Origin of the sequence: Thomasclavelia sp. (assembly GCF_017889095.1) — a bacterium.
In the GTDB taxonomy this organism is placed as follows: domain Bacteria; phylum Bacillota_I; class Bacilli_A; order Erysipelotrichales; family Coprobacillaceae; genus Thomasclavelia.
Genome location: NZ_JAGHEW010000389.1, coordinates 1 through 5166 on the forward strand (window position 1 = coordinate 1; position 5166 = coordinate 5166).

At 32.0% G+C, this 5166-nt stretch carries 3 protein-coding genes; all 3 read left to right on the forward strand.

What is annotated here, in order from left to right:
- Positions 1-1479 (forward strand): ABC transporter ATP-binding protein (locus J7M77_RS16470; protein ID WP_296880537.1); only part of this gene is annotated, 1479 nt, incomplete at its 5' end.
- Positions 1472-3211: an ABC transporter ATP-binding protein gene (locus tag J7M77_RS16475; protein WP_296880539.1), complete on the forward strand. Its 1740-nt coding sequence runs from the start codon at positions 1472-1474 to the stop codon at positions 3209-3211. The genes J7M77_RS16470 and J7M77_RS16475, both read left to right, overlap by 8 nt.
- 232 nt (positions 3212-3443) lie before the next feature.
- On the forward strand, positions 3444-5150 hold the full coding sequence (locus J7M77_RS16480; RefSeq protein WP_296880541.1) for a carbon starvation protein A: 1707 nt from the start codon (positions 3444-3446) through the stop codon (positions 5148-5150).
- The last annotated feature ends 16 nt before the right edge of the window (positions 5151-5166 follow it).

The window sequence follows — 5166 nt, forward strand, 5'->3', positions numbered from 1 at the left end:
CAAAGTGTTGGAACTAAGCTTAGAAAAGAGATGTATCATCAAATAAATCAATATGATCATCGTAATCTCGATAAACTAAGTGCACCAACTTTAGTAACTAGATTAGTAAATGATGTAGTGCAGATTCAGTTAGCTATTGCTATGACCATACGGTTAACATCAAGAGCACCGTTTATTATGTTAGGATCGTTGTTTTTAGCTTTTATGATCAGTGGACCATTAGCGATGATTTTTGTGATTGGAGCCATTATCTTAGCAGTAGTAATGTTATTGATTACGATTGTTTCCATGCCTTATTTTGATCGAATCCAAAAGAAACTTGATCAAATTAGTTTGATTGTTCGTGAAAATCTTAACGGGATCAGAGTAATTAGGGCTTTTGCATCACAAAAAAAAGAAATTAATAAATTTAATCAAGAAACCAAAAGTCAAAAAGAAATCCAGGTAAAAGTAGGTCGAATCCAGGCTTTATTAAACCCGTTTACATATTTAATTGTCAATCTTGCCATTGTTTTAATTGTTTATTTTGGTGGTGTACAAGTAAATATTGGTGGTTTATCACAAGGGGAAATTATTGCTTTAGTAAATTACATGAACTCGATTTTAGCGGCTTTAGTTGTCTTTGCCAATGTATTATCAATTTATAATAAAGCCGGTGCTAGTTATACACGTATTTTTGAAGTCTTAGAAACTAAACCGGATATTGTTAATTCTACTGCCAATAAACAGTGGCATGATAATGATATTTGTATTGAGTTTAAAGATGTTAGTTTTGCTTATGATACCAAAAATGTTTTATCTAATATAAATTTTAAAATAAAAAATGGGGAAACAATTGGGATAATTGGAGGAACGGGAGCTGGTAAAAGTACCGTCGTTAATTTAATTAACCGTTATTATGATGTAAACCAGGGAACAATTTTATTAAATGGTAAACCCTTAGAAAGCTATGATTTAAACACATTAAGAAGCTTTATTGGTTTTGTTCCGCAATATGCTTCACTTTTATCAGGAACGATTCGCGAAAATTTACAGTTAGGCAATCAAAATGCAACTGATGATGAATTATTGCAGGCATTAACAATTGCTCAAGGTAAAGAATTGATTGAAGATAAAGCTAAAGGCCTAGATACAATGATTGAACAAGGTGGGAAAAACTTATCGGGTGGTCAAAAGCAGCGGTTAACAATAGCCCGAGCTTTGGTCAAACAGCCTAAAATTTTAATTTTAGATGATAGTTCTAGTGCTTTAGACTATGCGACAGATTATCGCTTACGTCAGGCTTTAAAAGAATTATCGATGACTAAGATCATTATTTCCCAACGAACGGCTTCTATTGAACAAGCTGATAAAATTATTGTTTTATATCATGGTGAATTAGTTGGTTTTGATAGCCATGAAAATTTAATGAAAAATTGCCAAATTTATCAAGAAATCTATGCCTCACAACATAGTAAGGATGGTGATCATCATGGATAGTAAAACAATTAAACGTTTATTAACTTATTGCAAACCATATCAGCTGATTCTAATTGGAATTTTGCTGTTATCGTTTATTAGTGTCTGTATAACTTTGATCACACCAGTTTTATTAGGAAAAGCAATAGATTTATTAATTGGGGTAAATCAAGTGGGTTTTAAGGCTTTGATCAATCAGTTATTATTTATTACAGCCATGATTATCGCCGGAACGCTAGTACAATGGTTATTAGCGCAATTAACAAATAAAATTACTTACAGTATTACTAATGATCTAAGAGATCGAGTCTTTGAAAAAATTCATTTATTACCATTAAAATATATCGATGGACATCTTCATGGGGATATCATTGGTCGTGTTATCAATGATATTGATTTAATTGGAAATGGCTTGTTACAAAGTTTTACAAGTTTATTTACGGGAATTGCGACAATTGTTGGAACGATCGTAATTATGTGTTTGATTAATTTAACGATTGCCATCGTAGTAATTGTCTTAACACCATTATCATTATTAGTAGCATCTTTAATCGTAAAAAGAACCCATTTGTATTTCCAGGAACAATTAGAAATTCGTGGTGATATGAATGGTTATATAGAAGAAATGATTGGTAATCAGCGCTTAATTAAAGCTTTTAATTATGAGGATATTAATGAACAGCGCTTTGATGAAATTAATCAAAAGATGCATGTAAGTGGCGTAAAATCACAATTTTATGGTGCTTTGATTAATCCAACAACCAGAATTGTTAATAGTTTAGTTTATGGTGCGGTGGGTGTTTTTGGAGCAATCAGTGTTTTAAATGGTCATTTTAGTGTCGGATTATTATCAAGTTTCTTAACTTATGCGAACCAGTATACTAAACCATTTAATGAAATTTCATCGGTCATGACCGAAATGCAAACGGCTTTAGCAGCTAGTCAGCGTGTTTTTAAATTATTAGATGAACCGATTGAAAAACCAGTTACTGATCCTAAAATACTTAAAACAATGGTTGGCAAAGTTAAACTTAATGATATTTGCTTTAGCTATGATCTGCAAGTGCCATTGATCCAAAACTTAAATCTAGAAGCCAAACCAGGCCAAACCGTTGCCATTGTCGGAAAAACCGGTTGTGGTAAAACAACATTGATCAACCTGTTAATGCGTTTCTATGATCAAAATAGTGGTACTATTGCCATTGATGATATTAACACTTTAGAAATGGAACGTGATTACCTTCGACGATTATATGGAATGGTCTTACAAGAATCATGGATCTTTAAAGGAACAATCAAAGAAAATATTGCTTATGGTAAAGATGATGCCAGCGATGAAGAAATTATTGCGGCAGCTAAAAAAGCACGTGTCCATAAATTTATCATGAAACTGCCTGATGGCTATGATACTTTAGTTGAAGAAGATGGTGGTAATTTATCCCAGGGACAAAAACAGCTTATTTGTATTGCCCGAATAATGCTTACCAAACCGCCAATGTTGATCTTAGATGAAGCTACCAGTTCAATTGATACTAGAACGGAACTACAAATTCAGGAAGCTTTTGATGTTATGATGGAAGGTAGAACAACTTTTATTGTTGCCCATCGTTTGTCAACAATTCAAAATGCTGATATTATTTTAGTTATGGATAAAGGACGTATTTTAGAACAAGGAACGCATCATGAGTTATTAGCAAAACAAGGATATTATTATAATTTATATAATAGTCAGTTTAATTTAGGAAAAGATTAAGTGTTTACTTTTTAAGTGAAGCCAAGAAAACTAATGATATGGAAATTTTAATAAGAGAAGGAAGAGCTCAACTCTTCCTTTTTATGTCGTTTTTTAGTAAATAGACTAATAAATTGTTGTAATTTTATAAAAAAACTAAAAAATACACATACTAATAAATTATTATATTGACAAACAACAATTATAAGAGTATTTTATTATAGTTATTGAAACGATAAAAGGGGGAAAAAGAATGAACGGTTTATTATTACTTGTTCTTGCCATGGTAGTTTTGATCACTGCTTATGTAGTATATGGTCGCTACCTAGAAAGAACTTGGGGAGTTGATTCAAAAGCTAAAACTCCAGCCGTAGTAAATGATGATGGTGTCGATTTTGTTCCAAGTAATAAATGGAATGTTTTTGCTCATCAATTTTCATCTATTGCTGGTGCAGGTCCAGTTACCGGACCAGTTATGGCATTAGCATTTGGCTGGGTACCAACAGTTTTGTGGATTTTAGTTGGTGGTATCTTCTTTGGTGCCGTACAAGATTTTGGTGCATTATATGCATCAGTAAAATCCAATGGAAAATCAATGGGTGGTGTAATTGAAGAATATATTGGAAAAACGGGAAGAAAATTATTCTTTTTGTTTTGCTGGTTATTCACACTACTAGTAATTGCGGCTTTTGCCGATATGGTTGCCGGAACATTTAATGGATTTGCAGCTGATGGTTCTAAATTAAAACCAAATGCTTCAGCAGCATCAATTTCAATGCTTTATATTGTTGTAGCAATTGGATTTGGATTCTTTTTACGGAAAACAAAAGTAAGCGGTAAAGTTCAAGCACTTTTAGGAATAGTATTAATTATATTAATGCTAGCTGGCGGAATTGCTTGTCCAATTTATTTTGATAAAACAACATGGTTATATGTCGTTTTTGTTTACATTTTCTTTGCATCGATCACTCCAATGTGGTTATTAAAACAACCTCGTGATTACTTAACAACTTTCTTGTTTGTCGGGATGATCATTGCAGCGGTTGTGGGAGTTGTAATTTATAATCCAACCATTTCAACATCAGCTTTTAATGGCTTTAAAACAAATAGTGGTTATTTATTCCCAACTTTATTTGTAACAATTGCCTGTGGTGCAGTTTCTGGGTTCCATTCACTTGTTTCTTCAGAAACTAGTAGTAAACAAATTGAAAACGAAAAAGATATGTTACAAGTTGGTTATGGTTCAATGTTATTAGAATCTTTACTAGCAATCTTAGTAGTTGTTGTAGTTGGTTCATTATCTTCATTAATTGCAGATGGTACTTTAAATGAACAATTAACAGCATTAGTAAGTGTTGAAGGTGGAGCTACTCCATTTACTCAATTCTCAGTTGGGGTTACTGGATTTGTATCTCGTTTAGGTTTACCTCAAGAATGGGGAATTTGTATCATGACAATGTTTGTTTCCGCTTTAGCGTTAACATCACTTGATGCGGTTGCTAGAATTAGTCGTTTATCATTCCAAGAATTCTTTGAAATTGATCCAAATAAAGAAGCTTCTGGAATTAATAAATTTTTAACTAACAAATATGTAGCAACATTAATTTCATTATTCTGTGGTTATTTATTATCTTTAGGTGGATATAACAACATTTGGCCATTATTTGGTTCTGCTAACCAATTACTTGCAGCAATGGTATTAATTTCTATTTCTGTATTCTTAAAAGTAACCGGAAGAAAAGGATTTATGTTATATATTCCAATGTGTTTGATGTTAGTAGTAACTTTAAGTTCATTAGGTATTTCAATTTATAATATTGTAACTGCTTGGATGACTACGGGTACAATTGATTTTCTAACATCAGGATTACAATTAATCATCGCAATTTTATTAATTGCTTTAGGTGTATTAGTTGCTTTCTTTGATTTCAAAAAACTATTTGAAACTAAAAAGGCTTAAAAGTGTGCTGATTCAG

Excerpts from the sequence above, each read along its gene's own strand:
- J7M77_RS16475 (WP_296880539.1), top strand. The coding sequence starts at position 1,472 with ATGGATAGTAAAACAATTAAACGTTTATTAACTTATTGCAAACCATAT.
- J7M77_RS16480 (WP_296880541.1), top strand. The coding sequence starts at position 3,444 with ATGAACGGTTTATTATTACTTGTTCTTGCCATGGTAGTTTTGATCACT.